This is a genomic window from Nocardioides candidus (genome assembly GCF_041321175.1).
Classification (GTDB): Bacteria; Actinomycetota; Actinomycetes; order Propionibacteriales; family Nocardioidaceae; genus Nocardioides.
The window spans coordinates 325,033-340,935 of sequence record NZ_JBGGWC010000004.1 but is presented as its reverse complement, the minus strand read 5'-3'; the positions used below and the strand labels follow the sequence as shown (position 1 = coordinate 340,935).

19 protein-coding genes are annotated in these 15,903 nt (G+C 71.2%); 17 read left to right on the top strand and 2 right to left on the bottom strand.

Annotation, left to right across the window (positions count from 1 at the left end; translation table 11 throughout):
- Nucleotides 1–9 precede the first annotated feature (9 nt).
- The 6 genes from ACAX67_RS18835 to ACAX67_RS18810 are packed head-to-tail and all read left to right on the top strand — an operon-like array spanning nt 10 to nt 4,319.
- A complete protein-coding gene (locus ACAX67_RS18835; RefSeq protein ID WP_370705419.1) occupies nt 10–936 on the top strand; it encodes a hypothetical protein in 927 nt (308 codons plus the stop codon).
- A gap of 56 nt (nt 937–992) precedes the next feature.
- The gene (locus ACAX67_RS18830) at nt 993–1,970 is read left to right on the top strand and encodes an NAD(P)/FAD-dependent oxidoreductase (protein ID WP_370705418.1); all 978 of its coding nucleotides are present in this window, start codon (nt 993–995) and stop codon (nt 1,968–1,970) included.
- A 5-nt stretch (nt 1,971–1,975) separates the two neighbouring features.
- Nucleotides 1,976–2,443, top strand: coding sequence for a pyridoxamine 5'-phosphate oxidase family protein (locus ACAX67_RS18825; RefSeq protein ID WP_370705417.1), 468 nt, complete (start codon nt 1,976–1,978; stop codon nt 2,441–2,443).
- A gap of 10 nt (nt 2,444–2,453) precedes the next feature.
- Nucleotides 2,454–2,654 (top strand): ferredoxin, encoded by a 201-nt coding sequence (locus ACAX67_RS18820; RefSeq protein WP_370705416.1) that lies wholly within the window; start codon nt 2,454–2,456, stop codon nt 2,652–2,654.
- Nucleotides 2,651–3,547 carry a 3-oxoacyl-ACP reductase gene (locus ACAX67_RS18815; protein WP_370705415.1) on the top strand — a complete coding sequence of 299 codons (897 nt, stop codon included), beginning with the start codon at nt 2,651–2,653 and terminating at the stop codon, nt 3,545–3,547. Before ACAX67_RS18820 ends, ACAX67_RS18815 begins: the two co-directional genes overlap by 4 nt.
- A 16-nt stretch (nt 3,548–3,563) precedes the next feature.
- Nucleotides 3,564–4,319 (top strand): SDR family NAD(P)-dependent oxidoreductase, encoded by a 756-nt coding sequence (locus tag ACAX67_RS18810; protein WP_370705414.1) that lies wholly within the window; start codon nt 3,564–3,566, stop codon nt 4,317–4,319.
- Between the two features lie 19 nt (nt 4,320–4,338).
- Here ACAX67_RS18810 and ACAX67_RS18805 read toward each other — a convergent pair whose 3' ends face one another.
- Both ACAX67_RS18805 and ACAX67_RS18800 read right to left on the bottom strand, forming a co-directional pair.
- Nucleotides 4,339–5,550, bottom strand: a complete 1,212-nt coding sequence (locus ACAX67_RS18805) for a hypothetical protein (RefSeq protein ID WP_370705413.1) — start codon at nt 5,548–5,550, stop codon at nt 4,339–4,341.
- Nucleotides 5,547–6,395 (bottom strand): LLM class F420-dependent oxidoreductase, encoded by an 849-nt coding sequence (locus tag ACAX67_RS18800; RefSeq protein ID WP_370705412.1) that lies wholly within the window; start codon nt 6,393–6,395, stop codon nt 5,547–5,549. The genes ACAX67_RS18805 and ACAX67_RS18800 overlap by 4 nt, the downstream gene beginning before the upstream one ends.
- Nucleotides 6,396–6,463: 68 nt before the next feature.
- Between ACAX67_RS18800 and ACAX67_RS18795 the strand changes: the two genes are divergently transcribed.
- From ACAX67_RS18795 to ACAX67_RS18745, 11 genes are all read left to right on the top strand, one after another.
- Nucleotides 6,464–7,042, top strand: coding sequence for a TetR/AcrR family transcriptional regulator (locus tag ACAX67_RS18795; RefSeq protein WP_370705411.1), 579 nt, complete (start codon nt 6,464–6,466; stop codon nt 7,040–7,042).
- Nucleotides 7,039–8,280, top strand: a complete 1,242-nt coding sequence (locus ACAX67_RS18790; RefSeq protein ID WP_370705410.1) for a cytochrome P450 — start codon at nt 7,039–7,041, stop codon at nt 8,278–8,280. The genes ACAX67_RS18795 and ACAX67_RS18790 overlap by 4 nt, the downstream gene beginning before the upstream one ends.
- A complete protein-coding gene (locus ACAX67_RS18785; RefSeq protein WP_370705409.1) occupies nt 8,280–9,056 on the top strand; it encodes an SDR family oxidoreductase in 777 nt (258 codons plus the stop codon). Before ACAX67_RS18790 ends, ACAX67_RS18785 begins: the two co-directional genes overlap by 1 nt.
- Nucleotides 9,053–10,417 (top strand): cytochrome P450, encoded by a 1,365-nt coding sequence (locus ACAX67_RS18780; protein ID WP_370705408.1) that lies wholly within the window; start codon nt 9,053–9,055, stop codon nt 10,415–10,417. Before ACAX67_RS18785 ends, ACAX67_RS18780 begins: the two co-directional genes overlap by 4 nt.
- A complete protein-coding gene (locus ACAX67_RS18775) occupies nt 10,414–10,611 on the top strand; it encodes a ferredoxin (protein WP_370705407.1) in 198 nt (65 codons plus the stop codon). Before ACAX67_RS18780 ends, ACAX67_RS18775 begins: the two co-directional genes overlap by 4 nt.
- Nucleotide 10,612: 1 nt before the next feature.
- Nucleotides 10,613–11,266: a nuclear transport factor 2-like protein gene (locus tag ACAX67_RS18770; protein WP_370705406.1), complete on the top strand. Its 654-nt coding sequence runs from the start codon at nt 10,613–10,615 to the stop codon at nt 11,264–11,266.
- Nucleotides 11,263–12,729 (top strand): aldehyde dehydrogenase, encoded by a 1,467-nt coding sequence (locus tag ACAX67_RS18765; RefSeq protein ID WP_370705405.1) that lies wholly within the window; start codon nt 11,263–11,265, stop codon nt 12,727–12,729. The genes ACAX67_RS18770 and ACAX67_RS18765 overlap by 4 nt, the downstream gene beginning before the upstream one ends.
- Before the next feature lie 107 nt (nt 12,730–12,836).
- On the top strand, nt 12,837–13,586 hold the full coding sequence (locus tag ACAX67_RS18760) for an SDR family oxidoreductase (protein ID WP_370705404.1): 750 nt from the start codon (nt 12,837–12,839) through the stop codon (nt 13,584–13,586).
- A gap of 2 nt (nt 13,587–13,588) precedes the next feature.
- A complete protein-coding gene (locus tag ACAX67_RS18755) occupies nt 13,589–14,398 on the top strand; it encodes an NAD(P)-dependent oxidoreductase (protein WP_370705403.1) in 810 nt (269 codons plus the stop codon).
- Nucleotides 14,398–14,775, top strand: coding sequence for a carboxymuconolactone decarboxylase family protein (locus tag ACAX67_RS18750; RefSeq protein ID WP_370705402.1), 378 nt, complete (start codon nt 14,398–14,400; stop codon nt 14,773–14,775). Before ACAX67_RS18755 ends, ACAX67_RS18750 begins: the two co-directional genes overlap by 1 nt.
- A 44-nt stretch (nt 14,776–14,819) precedes the next feature.
- Complete coding sequence (locus ACAX67_RS18745) at nt 14,820–15,902, top strand: hypothetical protein (protein WP_370705401.1); 1,083 nt, start codon at nt 14,820–14,822, stop codon at nt 15,900–15,902.
- Nucleotide 15,903: the final 1 nt, after the last annotated feature.

Below are 15,903 nucleotides of genomic sequence, written 5' to 3'. Positions count from 1 at the left end.
ATCTCCTCGATGAGCCGTCCCGCCCCCCGCCGTCCCTCGCGGACCAACACACCGAAGCCGCGCAAGATCGCCGGTCGCGACGTCCCCGCCACGGACGTCCCCGCCAAGGACGCCCCTGCGCCGGACGCAACCGACATCTCTGCTGCCGACACCCCTGGCCTGGACGCTCCCGACATCTCTGCTGCCGACACCACCGCCGCCGACGCCACCGTCGCTCCGCGGACGGCCCCGCCCGCCTCCGCGCCGCCGACGCTGCCGCGCGCGGTCACGGCTCCGCGGCCCACGCGGGCGGCGCCGCCCGTGACACCGCCGCCGGACCAGGCAGGCTCGTCCTCAGGAGGCTTGGGCGGCCCCCGTACGACGGCCGTGCTGCTGTCGCTCGTGGCGGTCTGCGTCCTGCTGCTCCTGCTCCAGGCGATCTGGTTCTTCGTCCACAAGAACCACGACGACGACGCCGACCCCGCGACGGCCTCGTCGAGCTCGTCCGAGAAGCCGGGCGACGACGCGAGCCACGAGCCGATCGCGGTGCCGTCGGGGCGGCCGGTCGTCCTCAACGAGGTGGCGGTGCAGGACGGTGTCGACGCGGCGGCCGCCGCCGCGTCCACCATGTTCGCCCGCAGCTGGAAGACCTACGACGACGGCGTCGACGACGCGGTGAAGCTGATGACCGACTCCTTCGCGAAGGAGTACCGCGCGACGACCGACGACGTGCGCGACGAGTTCATCAAGCGGAAGACCCAGGTGGAGGTCCGGGTCGTCGCGCAGAGCGTCGTGCGTGCCAACGAGACCGAGCTCGAAGCGCTGATCTTCCTCAACCAGTACGTCATCCGCGGCGAGGGCAAGGCCGCCAAGACGACGTACACCCCCTACCGTGCGCTGCTGACGATGGTGCACACCGACCAGGGCTGGCTGGTCGACGGTCTCGACACCAAGTAGCAGGAGGACCCCGGGTCATGCCCCACGAGGAAGTAGAACACGTTACAGTTTCTCCCGTGGAGCACGACCTGGTCATCGTGGGCGCCGGCCCGACCGGGTTGTTCGCTGCCTACTACGCGGGATTCCGCGGGCTCAGCGTCGCCGTCGTCGACTCCCTGCCCGAGCTGGGCGGCCAGATCACCGCGATGTATCCCGAGAAGGCGATCCTCGACGTCGCCGGCTTCCCCAACGTCAAGGGCCGCGACCTGGTGGCGGGCCTCGTCGAGCAGGCCGCCGCGGCATCGCCGACGTACCTCCTCGACCGCACCGCCACCACCCTCGAGCACGACGCCGACGGGGTCACCCTCGGCCTCGACGACGGCACCACCGTGCGCGCCAAGGTCATGCTGATCACGGCCGGCATCGGCAAGTTCAGCCCGCGCCCGCTACCCGCGGGCGACGGGTGGCTCGGCCGGGGCGTGGAGTTCTTCGTGCCGAGCTTCGCCCCCTACGCCGGGAAGGACGTCGTGATCGTGGGCGGCGGTGACAGCGCCTTCGACTGGGCGCTGCACCTCGAACCGGTCGCCGACTCCGTCGCCCTCGTGCACCGGCGGGACGCCTTCCGCGCCCACGCGCGCACGGTCGAGCAGGTGCGGGACTCCTCGGTCGAGATCATCACCAAGGCGGAGGTCACCGCGCTCCGTGACGCCGCGGGCGGCAGCGCGGGACCACTCGCGGAGGTCGAGCTCAGCGTGGACGGCGAGGTCGTGACCCGGAAGTCGCAGGCGGTCGTCGCCGCGCTCGGGTTCATCGCCGACCTCGGCCCGCTCCAGCAGTGGGGGATCGAGACCCAGAAGCGGCACCTCGTCGTGGACTCCTCGATGCGCACCAACCTCGAGCGTGTGTTCGCGGCGGGGGACATCACCGACTACCCGGGCAAGGTCCGCCTGATCGCGGTCGGCTTCGGCGAGGCGGCCACCGCCGTCAACAACGCCGCGGTCGTCATCGACCCCTCGGCCCACGTGTTCCCCGGACACTCCTCGGAAGGATCCTGACCGACATGGCGAGCGGACGCGACGCGGTGAAGCTGACCGACGCCGAGGTGCAGGAGCTCCTCGGCGAGAACCTCAAGGTGCAGGTCGCCAGCAACGGACCCGACGGCGTGCCGCACCTGACCACGCTCTTCTACATCGTGCGCGACGGCAAGATCGCGTTCTGGACCTACGGTCGCAGCCAGAAGATCCTCAACCTCGAGCGCGACCCGCGGGTGAGTGCTCTCGTCGAGGACGGCACCGACTACTTCGAGCTGCGCGGCGTGTCGATCAAGGGCAAGGCCGAGATCGTCCGCGACCACGACGCGATCTTCTCGATCGGCTCGGAGGTGGCGACCCGGATGCTCGCCGCGGAGTCGTTCGAGGCACTGGGGGACTTCGGCCGCGAGACCGTCGAGAAGCAGGCGCAGAAGCGCGTCGCCGTGATCATCCATCCCGATCACGTCGCCACCTGGGACCACCGCAAGATGGTGTGAGGAGAAACTGATGAAGATCAAGGTCGACTTCGACCTCTGCGAGTCCAACGCGATGTGCGAGGCGCTCGCCCCCGACGTCTTCGAGCTGGACGACGACGACTTCCTGCAGCTCAACACCGACGAGGTGACCGACGAGAACGAGCAGCGCGTCCGCCAGGCGGTCGCCGCCTGCCCGCGTGCGGCGATCTCGCTGGTCGAGGACTCGGAGTGACGACCTCCCTCGACGGCAAGGTGGCGATCGTCACCGGTGCCGGGGCCGGGCTGGGGCGCGCCGAGGCGCTCGCTCTCGCCGACGCCGGTGCCCGGGTCGTCGTCAACGACCTCCCGGGCGCGGGGGACGAGGCCGTGGAGGAGATCCGCGGCCGGGGCGGCGAGGCGACGGTCGTCGCGGGCGACGTCAGCGAGCGGGCGACCGCCGACGCGATGGTCGCCGCCGCCGTCGACGGGTACGGCGGCCTCGACATCGTCGTCAACAACGCCGGCATGACGCGCGACCGGATGCTCTTCAACATGGCCGACGAGGAGTGGGACGCCGTCATCGCCGTCCACCTGCGCGGCCACTTCCTGCTCAGCCGCAACGCCGCCTCGTACTGGCGCGGCAGGTCGAAGGAGGTCGGTGGACCGGTCTACGGCAGCGTCGTCAACACCGCGTCGGAGGCCTTCCTGGGCGGCTCGCCCGGGCAGCCCAACTACGCCGCAGCCAAGGCGGGCATCACCGCGCTCACCCTGTCGACCGCCCGCGGTCTGTCGCGCATCGGCGTGCGGGCCAACGCGATCTGCCCCCGTGCCCGCACGGCGATGACCGCCGAGGTCTTCGGGGAGGACACCTCGGGCCGCTCGGTCGACCCCTACTCGCCCGACCACGTCGCTCCGCTCGTGGCCTACCTGGCCTCCCCTGCGGCCGAGCGGGTGACCGGCCAGGTCTTCGTCGTGTACGGCGGCATGGTCGCCGTCGTCGCGGCGCCGGTCGTGGCGCAGCGCTTCGACGCCTCCGGCGACGTCTGGACGTCCGACGACCTCGACAAGCAGCTCGGCGGCTGGTTCGCCGACCGCGACCCTTCCGACGGCTTCGCCGCCGACTCCATCATGAGCCTCTCGGTCTGAGCAGGAGGAATCCGCAGTGGGACGTCTGGACAGCAAGGTCGCCATCGTCACCGGTGGCGCGATGGGACAGGGCGAGGCGATCGCGCGCGCCTACGTGGCCGAGGGCGCGAAGGTCGTGATCGCCGACATCGCCAAGGAGGCGGGGCAGGCACTGGCTGACGAGCTGGGTGCGCGTGCGCACTTCGCCGAGCACGACGTCAGCGACCCGGCGTCGTGGGCATCGGTCGTCGAGGACACCGACGAGCGGTTCGGGCCGGTGAACGTGCTGGCCAACAACGCCGGGCTGCTGCGCTTCGGACGCATCGAGGAGATGCCGCTCGAGGAGTTCATGCTGCTCGTGAACGTCAACCAGGTCGGGGTCTTCCTCGGCATGCAGGCGGTCTCGCGCACCATGCGGAAGAACGGCGGCGGGTCGATCATCAACGCCTCGTCGATCGAGGGCATCGCCGGCATGCCGTCCTGCACGGCCTACGCGTCCACCAAGTGGGCGATCCGTGGCATGACCAAGTGCGCGGCGATGGAGCTCGGTCCCAAGGGGGTGCGGGTCAACTCGGTGCACCCCGGCATGATCGACACCCCGATGACCCGGGTGCACGGCGGCGACGCCGCGATGGAGTTCGGCGCCTCCCGCGTGCCACTGCGCCGGGTGGGCCACCCCGAGGACATCGCGCCGGTCTACGTCTTCCTCGCCAGCGACGAGTCGTCCTACATCAACGGCGCCGAGATCACCGTCGACGGCGGAGTGACCTCCACCCACGCGTTCGGCGCCTGACGCCTGCGCCGGGCCGGCGTCAGACGGGGGTGATGGGGAGCGAGCGCCGCTCCTCGAACGCGAAGTCGGTGCCGGTGCTGAACCTCACGACGGCGACCTCCTTGCGCTCGGGCGCGGGCTCGGGCCGTCGTACGACGGCGACGTCGTCGAGCCGCAGCGATCCCTCGGCCGCGGTCTCGACCACCACGTCGAGGTGCGGGTCGAGGGCCTGCGCGATCGCGGCGAGCGCGTCGGTCCAGGCCGGGCCGCACAACGACACCCAGGCGCCGTCGTCGTGGGCGAGGCCGGTGTCGACGTACGCCGCCGGGTTGAGCAAGGGGTGCAGCGCGAGCAGCCGGCGGGCGCCGTCCTCGTCGTGGCTGATCCCGAGTGCCCGCGCGATGCGCATCGCTCCGACGCCGGCGATGCCGACGAGCTGCTGGCGACGCAGCCGGAGGACCTGCTCGTCGGGGCAGCGCTTCTCGAGCGCGATGGTGAACGCCCGGTCGAGCAGGTGCATCTGCAGGCAGACCTCGTCGGCGATCCTGACCAGCGCGGAGCGCGAGAAGGACGCGAAGTCGAGGTCGCTGACGAGGGGTCCGGAGTAGTCGGAGGCCCCGTCGTCGGTGGCGTCGATCGGCGCCAGCTCCAGCGTGGCCGCGTGCGACGCCTGGTTCACGGCGAGCGCGGGGATGCCCTCCGCGTCGGGGTGGGACTCGTCGATGACGACCGTCCACGCGCAGTGCGGGCTGCGGTCGGCCGGCACCCGGGGCGGCCGGTGGATCGGTCGGACCTGCGCCTTCGGGTTGGAGGCGATCGCCGTCGCGTCGAACGTGGGGTCCTCGATGTCGTGGCACATGCCGGTGACGTAGTCGGGCCCCATCGGCTCGACGTCCATGAGGGCGCCGCAGTGGTCGAGCCGGAACTCACCGTGGTGCGGGTCGTGGACCGTGTAGCGGAAGTCCATGAACTGCGGGGGAGCGCCGATGTCGAGCTGCAGCCCCTTGAAGATCGTGACCACGTCGCCGCGACCGGGCGTCTCGGGTGCGTAGCCGAGGGCCTGCTGCATCCGGCGGGTGTAGATCGGACTGGCAGCGGCCCACTCCTCGATCGCGATCCGGAGCATCTCGTCGCGGCCGAGCTCCGCGATGCACCACGCCATGCCGGACCGGTCGATCAGCTGCCCGACGAGGAGCAGCTCGGGCACCAGGACCGCGAGCTCGTCGCGGCTCAGGTCGGCGTAGCGGCTCACGGAGTGAGGCCCAGCCGGGCCGCCATCTTGTCGAGGTAGGTGAGGACCGCGTCCTTGTCGGAGTCGGGGACGCCCCAGATCAGCTCGGAGGGGCCGGCGGCCATCCAGTCGGCGAAGTCGTCCTCGGTCGGCCGCTTGGCGACGAGGATGCGGATGTCGGGGTCGCCGTCGCGGCCGGCGTCGGCCCAGGCCTTGCGCAGCTTGTCGGCGTTGGCGGCCACGTCGCTGGTGGTCGGCGTGGTCATCCAGCCGTCGGCGTTGCGAGCGATCCACTCGAAGGTCCTGGGGCCCGCGCCGGCGCCGATGATGACCGGCACCCTGCCCTGCGGGGGCTTGGGGTAGGCCCAGGACGGGCCGAACGACACGAACTCGCCGTCGTACGCCGCCTCCTCCTGCGTCCAGAGGGCGCGCATCGCCTCGAGGTACTCCCTGAGCACCGTGCGGCGCTTCTCGGCAGGCACGTGGTGGTCCGTGAGCTCGTCGGTGTTCCAGCCGAAGCCGGCGCCGATGGTGACCCGCCCGCCGGAGAGGTGGTCGAGGGTGGCGATCGTCTTCGCCAGCGTGATCGGGTCGGACTCCACCGGGAGGGCGACGGCGGTGGACAGGCCGATCCGCTCCGTCACCGCCGCGCAGGTGGCGAGGGAGACCCAGGGGTCGAGCGTGCGCAGGTAGCGGTCGTCGGGCAGCTCCTCGCCACCGGTGGGGTGCAGCGCGTCGCGGCGCACCGGGATGTGCGTGTGCTCGGGCACGTAGATCGTGTCGAAGCCGCGAGCCTCCGCGGCGACGGCGAGCTCGGCCGGCGTGATGCCGCGGTCGGAGGTGAAGAGGACGATGCCGTTGCGCATGCGTCCAGAATAAGAACACGTTCTAGAAATGTCTTGCATCCGGTCAGAACGTCTCCTATGTTGGACAGGTGTCCAGTCAGGTGACCAGCATGCCGCGCCGCGAGCTCAACGAGCGTCAGGCGGCGACCGTGCAGCGACTCCTCGAGGCCGGCCTGGCCCAGCTCGCCGAGGTCGGGCCCGAGGCGCTGACCGTGCGCCAGGTGGCCGAGCGGGCGGGCGTCTCCCCGGCGACGGCGTACACGTACTTCTCCTCGAAGAACCACCTCCTCGCGGAGCTCTTCCACCGCGCGCTCGTCGAGCAGTCGCCGCCGGCGTCCGACGACGCGAGCGCGACGGTGCGGGTCCGGGCGCTGACCCGGGCGCTCACCGACCTCTGCGAGCGCAACCCGCACGTCGCAGCGGGTGCGAACTTCGCACTGCTCGGCTCCGACCCCGACGTCCAGCGGCTCCGGCTGCGGATCGGCGGCGAGTTCGTCGCCCGGTTCGACGCAGCGCTCGGGGAGAGCAGCACCCCCGAGCTGGTCGACGTCCTCGTCCTGGCCTTCTCCGGGGCGCTGCTGCAGGCCGGGATGGGCCTGATCACCTATGCCGAGCTCGGCGACCGGCTCGACACCGTCGTTGCCACGATCCTGGGAGCAGACCGATGACCTCGTCCCTCACGACCGCGGAGCCGTTGCTCTTCGACCCCTACGACTACGACTTCCACGAGGATCCCTACCCGGTCTACGCCCGGCTCCGCGACGAGGCTCCGCTCTACTACAGCGAGCGCGACGACTTCTGGGCGTTGTCGCGGCACGCGGACGTGTTCGCCGCCTTCCGTGACGACGTCGGCTTCTCCAACCGGATGGGGGTCACCCTCGACGCGAGTGCGTGGAACCCCGAGGCGCACCGGGTGATGTCGTTCCTCGCCCTCGACGGCGCGGCGCAGAGCCGGATCCGCAAGCTGGTGTCGGCGGCGTTCACCCCGCGCCGGGTGCGGGAGCTGGAGCCCCAGGTCCAGCAGCTCACCGAGCGCTACCTGGGGGAGGTGCTCGCGCGTAGCGCGGAGGACGGCGAGGCCGACTGGATCAGTGGGATCGCCGGCCGGCTGCCGATGGACGTGATCTCCGAGATGATGGGCGTGCCGGAGGCCGACCGCGACGAGGTACGACGCCTGGCCGACCTCCTGGTCCACCGCGAGGCGGGTGTCCGGGACGTGCCGCCCGCGGGGATCGAGGCGGCGATCGAGCTGTTCGGCTACTACGGCGACATGGTCGCGCAGCGGCGTCGGCAGCCGACCGACGACCTGACGTCGGCGCTCGTCGAGGCCGAGCTCGACGGCGACCGGCTGACCGACCAGGAGATCATGGCGTTCCTCACGCTGATGGTCGTGGCCGGCAACGAGACGACGACGAAGCTCTTGGGCAACGCGCTCTTCCACCTCTCGGCCGACCCGGTCCAGCGCGCCGCGGTCCTGGCGCCCGGTGCGTCGCTGGTGGTGCCGTGGGTCGAGGAGACGCTGCGGCACGACAACTCCACGCAGATGCTGGCGCGCTACGTCACGCGCGACGTCGAGCTGCACGGACGGACCATGCCGGCCGGGTCGAAGCTGCTGCTGCTGATCGGAGCGGCCAACCGCGACGAACGGGTGTTCACCGAGCCGGACCGCTACGACGTGCACCGCTCGAAGGACGAGCTGTCCGAGAGCCTCGCGTTCGGCACCGGTCGGCACTTCTGCCTCGGCGCCAACCTCGCGCGGCTCGAGGCGCGGGTCGTGCTCGACGAGCTGGTGCGGCGGGTGGTGCACTTCGAGGTGCACGCCGACCGTGCGGTGCGGGTGCACTCGGTGAGCGTGCGTGGGTTCGCGTCGCTGCCGGTGACCTTCGTCGAGCGCGAGGAGGCGTGATGGGGCGGTACGAGCGGCCCGCCCGGCGTCCGGCGGTGGTCGCCGGCGCCTCGTCCGGGATCGGGGCGGAGACGGCGCTCGCGCTGGCCGCCGCCGGTCACCCGGTCGCCCTCGGCGCACGCCGGGTCGACCGGTGCGAGGAGCTGGCCGCGCGGATCCGCGGGGAGGGAGGGGAGGCGGTCGCGCACGCGCTCGACGTCTCCTCCGACGACTGTGTCGCCGACTTCGCCGCCAAGGCGGCCGCCGACCTCGGCGACGTCGAGGTCGTCGTCAGCAACGCGGCGCTGATCGGACCGGGCAGCCTCCTCGACACCGACAGCGAGCGGCTCCGGCGCGAGGTGGACGTCAACCTGCTCGGGCCGCACCGCCTGGTCCGGGCGTTCGTGCCGGGCATGGTGGACCGGCGGCGCGGCGACATCGTGTTCGTCTCCTCCGACGTCGCGATCCGGCCGCGTCCCTACATGGGCGGCTACAGCGCGACGAAGTCCGGGCTGGAGGGACTGGTGGGGGCCCTGCAGATGGAGCTCGAGGGCAGCGGTGTCCGGGCGTCCGTCGTACGCCCGGGCCCGACGTGGAGCGAGATGGGCATGGACTGGGACCCCGATGCCGCCGCCATGGTCCTGAACCAGTGGGTCAGGTTCGGCCAGGCGCGGCACTCGCACTTCCTCAAGGCCCGGGCGATCGCGGACGCGATCACCACCGTGGTCAGCGCGCCGCGCGGCGTGCACCTGAGTCCGATCGACGTCAACCCCGAAGCACCGCTGGAGGACGCGTGACCCTCTCCGACATCCCCGAGGTCTCGAGCGCGCTCGACGACCAGGACCCGAGCGTGCCCGCGATCATCAAGGGCACCGGCCACCTGCCCGAGATGCGGGTGGACCCGATCCGGCTCTTCCACCGCGTGCGCGAGGAGTGCGGGGACATCGGACGGTTCCGGCTCGCCGACAAGCAGGTCGTGCTGGTGACCGGTGCCGACGCCAACGAGGCGTTCTTCCGGGCGCCGGAGAGCGTGCTCGACCAGGCCGCGGCGTACCCGTTCATGACGCCGATCTTCGGCAAGGGCGTCGTCTTCGACGCCTCGCCCGAGGAGCGGCAGCAGATGCTGAAGAACCAGGCGCTGCGCGGCGAGATGATGCGCGGCCACGCGCAGACCATCGAGGCCGAGATCCGCCGGATGGTCGCGGACTGGGGCGACGAGGGCGAGATCGACCTGCTCGACTTCTTCGCCGAGCTCACCATCTACACGACCTCCTCCTGCTTGATCGGCAAGCCGTTCCGCGACCAGCTCGACGGCACCTTCGCCGAGATCTACCACCGCCTCGAGCACGGCACCGACGCGATCGCGTACGTCGACCCCTACGCCGACATCGAGAGCTTCCGGGTGCGGGACGAGGCGCGCGAGGAGCTGGTCGCGAAGGTGCAGGCGATCATCTCGGCGCGGCTCGCGAAGGGCGAGATCCCCAAGGAGGAGCGGGACCTGCTCGACGTGCTCGTCGCCGTGGGCTACGACGCCGACATGGTCACCGGCATCTTCATCTCGATGATGTTCGCCGGGCACCACACGTCCTCGGGCACCGCGTCGTGGGCGATGATCGAGCTGCTCCGCCACCCCGACGTCATGGCCGACGTCGTCGCCGAGCTCGACGAGCTCTACGCGGATGGCTCGGAGGTGTCCTTCCAGGCACTGCGTTCGATCCCCCTCCTGGAGTCGACGCTGAAGGAGACGCTGCGGCTGCACCCGCCGCTGGTGATCCTGATGCGGGTCGTCCAGGAGGACTTCGACCTGCTCGGGCACACGATCCCTGCGGGCACCGTCGTCGCGGCCTCGCCGCGGGTCTCCAACCGGATCGAGGACGACTTCCCGAAGGCCGACACGTTCGACCCCGGGCGCTACGTTGACCCGCGCCAGGAGGACCTGCAGAACCGTTGGACCTGGATCCCGTTCGGCGCCGGCAAGCACCGCTGCGTGGGCAACGCGTTCGCGATGATGCAGATGAAGGCGATCTTCTCGGTGATCCTGCGCGACTTCGAGTTCGAGGCGGTGCAGCCGCTGGAGTCGTACCAGGACGACTTCACGAAGATGGTGATCCAGCTGGCCCAGCCGGCCAAGGTGCGCTACCGGCGGCGGTCGCGATGAGGGTGGTGGCCGACACCGGCCTGTGCCAGGGACACCAGCTCTGCCAGGGCGAGGCTCCCGACGTCTTCGGCTTCGACGAGGAGGCCGACGTCGTGCTCCTGCTGGACGAGCACCCCGAAGAGGCCCGTCGGCCCGACGTGACCACGGCCGTGAGGTACTGCCCGGCCTTCGCCCTTTCCATCGAGGAGGACTGACATGACGGAACCCACCGCGCCACCCAGCAGGGTCGAGATCGAGGAGTTCTGGGACACCTGGCTGGAGGTCAACCGCGAGGGAGAGCGCACCGGCGACTGGCGGGTGATGGCCGACTGGTACGCCGAGGACGCGACCTACGGCTGGATGTACTCGCCCGACGAGCACTTCATGGCGGTCGGCCGCGACCAGATCCGCGACTGGGCGATCGGCATCGAGATGGACGGCCTCGACGGGTGGCACTACGACTACGTGTGCACGATGATCGACGAGCAGAAGTCGATGGTGCTCGGGTTCTGGAAGCAGCGCTCGGGGATCATCGACGACGCGACGGGCAGGGAGTACGAGATCCTCGGCCTGGGCGGCTCGTGGTTCGGCGTCGAGAGGCAACAACGCGGCGCCGGCCATCCCGACAACGGCAAGCTGAAGTTCGCGTGGCAGCGCGACTGGTTCGACATGCCGTCCACCGCCAGCACCTTCCTCGACATCATCAAGGCGGGCAAGGCGCCGGACACGCTGCTGAAGCGGATGTCGGTGGCCGGCCACGGCGTCCCCGGGCACTACCACTACAAGGACCTCCCCTCGACGGTGTGGCCACCGCCGGTGGAGCGCGGCGACTACGTGACGCAGGACCCTGCGCCGGAGGTGATCGCGTGAGTGCACTGCCTCCTGCAGCGCAGCAGCTGATCGACGGCAAGCTCGTCGCGGCCTCCGACGGGGCGTCGTACCCGATCTTCAACCCGGCGAACGGCGAGGAGATCGGACAGGCGCCCGACGGCACCGCTGACGACGTGGACGCCGCGATCGCGGCAGCGCGGCGCGCCTTCGACGAGACCGACTGGTCGACGGACCGCGACCTCCGGGTGCGCTGCCTGCGCCAGCTCCACGCTGCTCTTCTGGCGGAGGCGGACGCGTTCCGTGCGCTGACGCTCGCCGAGGTCGGCATGCCCGGCTTCATGATGGGCGCGGCCGGCTTCGACGTGCCGGTCGAGGGGCTGAAGTGGGTCACCGACCTCGTCGAGACCTATGAGTTCGAGAGCGACCTGGGCGTCGCGGCGCCGATGGGCATCGCCTCGCGACGCACCGTACGGCGGGAGCCGGTCGGCGTCGTGGCCGCCATCACCCCCTGGAACGTGCCCACGCAGATCAACCTGGCCAAGGTCGGCCCGGCCCTGGCCGCGGGCTGCACGGTCGTCCTCAAACCGGCACCCGACACGCCCTGGGTGGCGGCGGAGCTCGGCCGGCTGGTCGTCGAGCACACCGACATCCCCGCGGGAGTCTTCAACGTGGTGACGCCGCGGTCCAACGAGGTCGCGGCCCGGCTGAGCACCGACCCGCGCGTCGACATGGTGTCGTTCACGGGTTCGACGGCCGTCGGCAGGGCGATCATGGCCGCAGCCGCGCCCACGTTGAAGAAGGTCTTCCTGGAGCTGGGCGGCAAGTCCGCCGCCATCGCCCTCGACGACGCCGACGTGGCAGCGGTGGCGGGCGGGACCGCGTTCGCCGCGTGCATCCACGCCGGACAGGGCTGCGCGATCACGACGCGGCTCATCGTGCCGCGCGACCGCTACGACGAGGCCGTCCAGGTGGCCGCCGCGACGATGGAGTCGATCGGTGCGAAGGACCCCGCCGACCCCGGCGCGATCTGCGGCCCGGTGATCTCGCCCGTCCAGCGCGACCGGGTGGCGGCGTACTTCGACGTCGCGCTCGCCGAGGGCGGCACCTTCGCCACGGGTGGGGCGGTCATCGACCAGCCCGGCAACTGGGTGCAGCCGACCGTCGTCGCGGGCCTCGACAACTCCTCGCGCCTGGCACAGGAGGAGATCTTCGGGCCCGTGCTGGTGGTGATCCCCCACGACGGGGACGACGACGCGGTGCGGATCGCCAACGACTCGCCGTACGGCCTCTCCGGATCGGTGGACTCGGGATCGCTGGAGCGCGCGAAGGCAGTGGCGGCGCGGATCCGGACCGGGACGCTCGCCGTCAACGGCGGCGTGTGGTTCAGCCCGGACGCCCCGTTCGGCGGCTACAAGCAGTCCGGGATCGGCCGCGAGATGGGTGTGGCCGGGTTCGAGGAGTACCTCGAGACGAAGACGATGGCGGAGCCCGCAGGCGGCTGAGCCCGCGAAGCCGCCGTCGCGGGCGAAGGTTGAGCAAGCGCGCGACCGAGGCACGAGGTCGCGACCGCGCGTCGAAACCCAGTGAGACGAAAGGCAGCATCAAGCAGATGAGATTCGAGAACAAGACCGTCGTCGTGACCGGCGCGGCACAGGGGATCGGCGAGGCCTACGCACGGGCGCTCTCGGCGGAGGGTGCGGCCGTGGTGGTCGCCGACCTCAACGAGGAGGCCGGCGCCAAGGTCGCGGCGTCGATCAACGAGGAGGGCGGCAAGGCGATCTTCGTCGCGTGCGACGTCTCGTCCGCGGAGTCGGCCGAGGCGCTCGTCGCTCGCACGGTGGAGGAGTACGGCGGCATCGACCACCTGGTCAACAACGCCGCCATCTACGGGGCGATGGAGTTCAACCTGCTCATCTCCGTCGACTGGGACTACTACAAGAGGTTCATGTCGGTGAACCTCGACGGCGCGCTGGTGATGACCCGCGCCGTCTACCCGGAGATCGCCCGGCGCGGTGGGGGAGCGATCGTCAACCAGAGCTCGACCGCCGCCTACCTCTACTCGGGCTTCTACGGGCTCGCCAAGGCCGCCACCAACAGCCTGACGCAGCAGCTCGCCCACGAGCTCGGCGGACAGGGCATCCGGGTCAACGCGATCGCGCCGGGCCCCGTGGCGACCGAAGCGACGCGGATCCAGGCCGGCGACGCGGCCAAGGACATCGTGCGGAGCTCACTGGCGATCAAGCGGATGGGGGAGACCGCCGACATGGTCGGCGCGCTGCTCTTCCTCCTCTCCGACGACGCGTCGTGGGTCACCGGCCAGATCCTGGCGGTCGACGGCGGCCAGACCTTCAGGCTCTGACGATGACGAAGGTGGGGTTCGTCGGCCTCGGCAACATCGGCAGGCCGATGGCGCTGCGGCTCGCGGCCGCTGAGGACATCGAGCTGTGGGTGTACGACGTCATGCCCGACCCGGTCGCGGAGCTGACCGCGGCCGGCGCCAGGGCCGGTGGCAGCGTGGGTGAGCTCGCGGCGGCGGTGGACGTGGTGTGCGTGATGGTGCGCGACGACGACCAGGTGCGCGCCGTGGCCGACGAGGTGGGCGAGAGTGCGGTGCTCGTCCTCCACTCGACCGTCGCTCCCGGCACATCCGCCGAGCTCGCCGCACGCGGGCTGACGGTTCTCGACGCGCCGGTCAGCGGCGGGCCGATGGGCGCTGCCGACGGGTCGCTGGCGATCATGGTCGGCGGCGAGGATGAGGCCTTCGCGGCCGCACGCCCCGCGCTCGAGGCGATGGGCTCCAAGGTCGTCCACGCCGGCCCGCTCGGAGCCGGCACGCGGATGAAGCTGGCCCGCAACCTCATCCACTTCGTCGCCTTCACCGCCGTCACAGAGGCACAGCGCCTCGCGGAGGCGGCCGGCCTCGACCTGGTCGCGCTCGGCGAGGTGGTCCGTCACACCGACGCGATCACCGGCGGCCCCGGCGCGATCATGTACCGCGACACCACGGCGCCGATCGCGCCGGACGACTTCTGGCACGGCGTGTTCGACCACGTGCGCGCGCTGGGGGAGAAGGACCTCGGCTTCGCGATCGCGCTCGCGGACGAGCTGGGTGTCGACGTACCACTGGCGCGCGAAGCGCTGCCGCGACTGGGGAAGGGACTGGGTCTCTGATGGGCAAGTTCGATGATCTTCCGGAGGCCCGACGCAGGGGCCTGGAGAGGATGGAGCAGGTCTACGGCTTCGAGATGTCCGACGGGGACGGCGACTTCTTCCGCTACACCGCCGACCACCTCTTCGCCGACATCTGGGACCGCCCCGGCCTCAGCGACCGGGACAGGCGGCTGCTGCTGATCGGCCTGCTCGCGGGGCAGGGGGCTGCCGACGTGCTCGGGATCCAGGTACCGGCCGCGCACGCCAACGGCGAGCTCGACGACGCGGCGCTGCGCGAGATCGTGGTCTTCCTGAGCCACTACGCCGGCTGGCCGAACGGCGCACGCCTCAACTCGATCGTCGAGGACACGATCGCCAAGGCGAAGCGGAAGCCGTAGCCGGTCGCGCGCAACCAGCGGCGCCGCTCAGGCGTCGTCACCGCATGAGGACGATGGTGGTCGCCGTCGTGGTCGCCGCAGCCATGAGCGGCTGTAGCGCGGCGCGGGACGCGCCAGCTCCCGGACCATCGTCGAGCCCGGGCGCGGAGCCTGGCGCGGAGCCGGGCGGGTCGACGCGACCGCCGGCGTCCTTCGGCGGGCTGGCGATCGGCGAGCCGCCCGCGCTCGCCTACGTCAGAGCAGGTCGGACCGTCGTCCTCGGAGATCGCTCCGTCGAGCTGCACCGACGGGTGTCGGCCCTGACCGCGGGCAGCTCCGTGGTGTGGCTCTACGCGCCGAGGGAGCACACCGTCTCCCTGGTCCTGGGACGCCGCGTGGTGGTGGTCTCCTCCCGCGCGACGTCTCCGGCCTACGCCGTCGGCATCCCGTACTGGATCGAGGACGACCACCGGATCATGTACAACGCCGACAAGCCCGCCGATCCCCAGCCGTTGCCCGACGGCTGCTGCCACGACGCGGTCGTCATCGGCGCCGACCTCGACATGGATCCCGACGTCTTCGTCCGGGCCGACGGCAAGGTGTGGATGTGGGACACCTACGAGGGCCGCGAGGGCTCGGAGTACCCGCCACCCGACACCGATCGGTACTTCTGGCCGGTGGCGGGGACGGGGTCGGGCGAGCTCGTCGGTACCGGCATCTCCTCGGAGGTCCTCGTGAGCTACCCCGGCCACGAGTGGGGTTGGGGCTACGTGGTCGGGCCTCGCGTGCCGGGCAGCAGCACCCCGGTCGACTACCGGGAGCGCGAGCACCTGTCGGCGGAGCGGGTGTGGCTGACCTCGCCGGGCATCGTCGCCCTCGAGGCCGACGGCCGGCTGGTGGAGCTCGGGGCCAGCCTCCGTTCGGACCAGGAGGGACACGGGTGGCGAGGTCTCACGGGCGGGCGGAGCAGGCTGCGGCTTCCGGACGGCCTCACGGTCGCCGGCGTCGTGGGGGAGGACCGCCACGACGTACTGGTCGACGCCACGGACCGCTCGGGCGCACGTGCCTGGGTGCGGTGCCACCTGCCGACACACGCGTGCGAGGTCGCGGCCGAGCTCGGACCTGACGACGTCGTACCGCTGCGTTAGC

Excerpts from the sequence above, each read along its gene's own strand:
- ACAX67_RS18835 (WP_370705419.1), top strand. The coding sequence starts at position 10 with ATGAGCCGTCCCGCCCCCCGCCGTCCCTCGCGGACCAACACACCGAAG.
- ACAX67_RS18825 (WP_370705417.1), top strand. The coding sequence starts at position 1,976 with ATGGCGAGCGGACGCGACGCGGTGAAGCTGACCGACGCCGAGGTGCAG.
- ACAX67_RS18820 (WP_370705416.1), top strand. The coding sequence starts at position 2,454 with ATGAAGATCAAGGTCGACTTCGACCTCTGCGAGTCCAACGCGATGTGC.
- ACAX67_RS18800 (WP_370705412.1), bottom strand. The coding sequence starts at position 6,395 with ATGCGCAACGGCATCGTCCTCTTCACCTCCGACCGCGGCATCACGCCG.
- ACAX67_RS18790 (WP_370705410.1), top strand. The coding sequence starts at position 7,039 with ATGACCTCGTCCCTCACGACCGCGGAGCCGTTGCTCTTCGACCCCTAC.
- ACAX67_RS18785 (WP_370705409.1), top strand. The coding sequence starts at position 8,280 with ATGGGGCGGTACGAGCGGCCCGCCCGGCGTCCGGCGGTGGTCGCCGGC.
- ACAX67_RS18775 (WP_370705407.1), top strand. The coding sequence starts at position 10,414 with ATGAGGGTGGTGGCCGACACCGGCCTGTGCCAGGGACACCAGCTCTGC.
- ACAX67_RS18770 (WP_370705406.1), top strand. The coding sequence starts at position 10,613 with ATGACGGAACCCACCGCGCCACCCAGCAGGGTCGAGATCGAGGAGTTC.
- ACAX67_RS18760 (WP_370705404.1), top strand. The coding sequence starts at position 12,837 with ATGAGATTCGAGAACAAGACCGTCGTCGTGACCGGCGCGGCACAGGGG.
- ACAX67_RS18755 (WP_370705403.1), top strand. The coding sequence starts at position 13,589 with ATGACGAAGGTGGGGTTCGTCGGCCTCGGCAACATCGGCAGGCCGATG.
- ACAX67_RS18750 (WP_370705402.1), top strand. The coding sequence starts at position 14,398 with ATGGGCAAGTTCGATGATCTTCCGGAGGCCCGACGCAGGGGCCTGGAG.
- ACAX67_RS18745 (WP_370705401.1), top strand. The coding sequence starts at position 14,820 with ATGAGGACGATGGTGGTCGCCGTCGTGGTCGCCGCAGCCATGAGCGGC.